Origin of the sequence: Saccharomonospora iraqiensis subsp. iraqiensis (assembly GCF_000430445.1) — a bacterium.
Classification (GTDB): Bacteria; Actinomycetota; Actinomycetes; order Mycobacteriales; family Pseudonocardiaceae; genus Saccharomonospora; species Saccharomonospora iraqiensis.
In genome coordinates, this window is the sequence record NZ_KE387102.1 from 60045 (window position 1) to 61691 (window position 1647).

General features: G+C 73.3%; 2 protein-coding genes and 1 pseudogene. 1 reads left to right on the forward strand and 2 read right to left on the reverse strand.

Features of this window, described 5'->3' with window-relative positions; all coding sequences use genetic code 11:
- Positions 1-299: pseudogene (locus tag ACTIR_RS23515) on the forward strand (LLM class F420-dependent oxidoreductase); the annotation flags it as partial.
- A gap of 28 nt (positions 300-327) precedes the next feature.
- On the opposite strand, the gene ACTIR_RS0114720 reads toward ACTIR_RS23515, so the two are convergent.
- Both ACTIR_RS0114720 and ACTIR_RS23520 read right to left on the reverse strand, forming a co-directional pair.
- Positions 328-804, reverse strand: coding sequence for a hypothetical protein (locus ACTIR_RS0114720; RefSeq protein WP_026454866.1), 477 nt, complete (start codon positions 802-804; stop codon positions 328-330).
- Positions 801-1463, reverse strand: a complete 663-nt coding sequence (locus ACTIR_RS23520; RefSeq protein WP_161629642.1) for a CDP-alcohol phosphatidyltransferase family protein — start codon at positions 1461-1463, stop codon at positions 801-803. Before ACTIR_RS23520 ends, ACTIR_RS0114720 begins: the two co-directional genes overlap by 4 nt.
- Between the last annotated feature and the right edge of the window lie 184 nt (positions 1464-1647).

Genomic DNA, 1647 nt, shown 5'->3' on the forward strand with positions numbered 1-1647 from the left:
TGGCGGCCGCCGCCTCCGCCGCGGGCCGGGACCCGGCGGAGATCACCCGGTCGGCCGCCCTGGTGGTAGCGATCGGCAAGGACGAGGCGGAATTCGCCCGCCGCGCGGAGGCCATCGGGCGTGACGTCGACGAACTGCGGGCGGACGGCGTGGCGGGCACCCCGGCGGAGGCGGTGGACACGATCGGCCGCTGGCGGGAGGAGACCGGCGTGACCCGGCTGTACCTGCAGGTGCTGGACCTGTCCGACCCGGCGCACCTGGAGCTCATCGCCTCCGACGTCGTGCCGCAGCTCGACTGAGCACCCGCGTTCGGCCGCGGCGGGGCGGCTAGACGTGCTCGATCAGGGACGGTGCCAGGGTCAGCACGGCGAACCGGATCGTCCGGCCGCTGAAGCCCAGGATCAGGAACCGGACAGGCCCCATCGTCGTCGCCCCGGCGACCACGGCGATCACCGCGAACGGGGGCAGGCCCAGCGACGCGGAGACGAACAGGATGCCCGCCGCCGTGCGCGGTCGCTCGGCACACGCCTCCCGGAAACGGCTGATCCAGGTGACCCAGCGTCGGGAGCGGGTCGGGTCGGTGTCCCGGCGCAGGCGCTCGCTGAGCCGGACACCGCCGCGTCCGGCGTAGAAGAACAGCATCTTGCCCGCCATCTGACCGACGGCGGCGGCGAGTGCGAGCGCGGGCCACGGCACGTCCGGGTCGGTCGCCCGGACGCCCACGAGGTAGACCTCGATGGTGACCACCGGTACGACGGCGGACAGCACGCCCGTGCCGAGGGTGGCGGCGAGCCAGCCGATCACAGGTGGGCACCGTCGGTGCTCTCGTCGACCGCACACCCCCGCCGGGTCGCCGGGGGTGTGCGCGCCGCGAGACGGACGGCCCCGGCGACCTTGACCGACAACGCGGCCACCGCGACGGCGGTGGCCGCGATCGGGTTGTGGGTCAGCAGCCACACGGCGACCACGGCGCCGGTGTTCAGCGCCTTCGCGGGGGGCGACCAGTTCCACCGGTACACCGCGGCGTCCACGAGGTGGAAGTAGTTCGGGCTGAGCAGGGGCCACCCGAGGAACGCCAGACTGAGGTAGGCGTCGACGACGACGAACTGCACCAGGAACACGGTCGCCGGGAGCAGGACGCCGGGCTCGATGGTGCCGTAGATCGCGATGATCAGACACACGGACAGGCGGTCGGTGAGGATGTCCAGCACCGCCCCGGTCCTGGTCTCCGTTCCGGTCCACCGGGCGAGGAGCCCGTCGGCGATGTCGCCGAGCCAGTAGGTGGCCAGCGCCGCGAGCAACCAGGGCCACGCGGTGGTCGCCCCCGCGGCGATCAGACACAACACCGCCGTACCGATTCCCCGGAGCACGGTGACCGCGTTGGGCAGGCCCACCCAGTGGTCCCGCAGGTCGTTCGTACAGCCGTGATGGCCGCACCCCGGCTCTCCGGCTTTCGTGATCACAGCGCCACCCCCAGTTTCCGCTATGTGCAGTACTCTGCGGTGCAGAGTAGCGCGTCACCGTGCCCGCGCGCGGGGTTTCGCCCCGATCGCTTCCGACGGAGCCCGCGCGGGGGCGGTGCGCGGGCTCCGGGAGCTCACGACTCCGGCAGGGCGACCGGCCCGCCGGGGATCCCCGCGTCCCGGG